A 1125-nucleotide genomic window follows, 5' to 3' on the forward strand; every position below is an offset into this window, starting at 1 on the left:
GTCCTGTTCTGCCTTTTCCTCGATTGCCAATGCCGCCGACGCTCCGCTGGTGGCAAAAGGCTACAAGATGGCCGGCGATGCCACCAAGATGCGCATCGTCATGGATTTCGATCGCGAACCCGATATCAAATGGTTCCTGTTGCGCGGCCCCAACCGCCTTGTCATCGATCTCGCCAATACGAGATTCGCCATTGACGCCAAGGATTTGAAAGCACGCGGCCTGGTCAAGGGTGTGCGCCTGGGCGAACTCGGCGAGGGCGTTTCGCGGCTGATCCTCACCGGCAAGGGACCGTTCGCCGTCGACAAGCTCGATGTGCTCAAGAATGAGGACGGAACCGGCTACCGCATTGCCATCGACATGTCGGCAGTCTCCGCACGCGAGTTTGATGCCGCACTTGCAAATCAGGCGCTGACCACCGGATCGACGGTTTCGACCGACAAGGGAGGGCGGGTCGGCACCGGACCGGTGTCCAATCCGGGCCATCGTTTCACCGTGGTCATTGACCCCGGCCATGGCGGCATCGACGGCGGCGCCGAGGGCCTGAACGGCACCATCGAGAAGAACGTCACGCTGGCCTTCGCCACGGAGCTGCGCGACAAACTCGCAGCCGTCGGCAATTACGATGTGTTCATGACGCGCGACACAGACGAATTCCTACGTCTGGACGATCGCGTGCGCATTGCCCGGCAGCATGAGGCCGACCTGCTCATTTCCATCCATGCCGACACAATCAGCGTCAAGGGCATTCGCGGCGCCACCGTCTACACCGTCTCCGACAGGGCTTCGGATCCCGAGGCGCAGGCGCTTGCCGACCGAGAAAACCTCTCCGACCAGTTCGCCGGCATGGAGATCAAGAACGACAAAAAGGAAGTCACCGACATCCTGATCGACCTGATCCGCCGCGAAACGCACAATTTCTCGATGAGTTTCGCCCACACGCTGGTCGGCCAGCTGTCGACCAGCGTCGGCCTTATCAACAATCCCCAGCGTTCGGCGGGCTTCAAGGTGCTCAAGGCACCCGATGTGCCGTCCGTGCTGGTCGAACTCGGTTACCTCTCGAACGCCAAGGACGAGGCGCAGCTGCTCAACGCCGACTGGCGGGGCAAGGCCGCCCAGAGCATAAC

General features: G+C 61.6%; 1 protein-coding gene. It reads left to right on the forward strand.

Annotated elements, in window-relative coordinates:
- A partial coding sequence (locus tag EN935_RS37135) for an N-acetylmuramoyl-L-alanine amidase (protein WP_164771743.1) occupies nucleotides 1-1125 on the forward strand: 1125 nt, incomplete at both ends.

It is taken from the genome of Mesorhizobium sp. M7D.F.Ca.US.004.03.1.1 (genome assembly GCF_003998635.1).
GTDB classification, from domain to species: Bacteria; Pseudomonadota; Alphaproteobacteria; order Rhizobiales; family Rhizobiaceae; genus Mesorhizobium; species Mesorhizobium loti.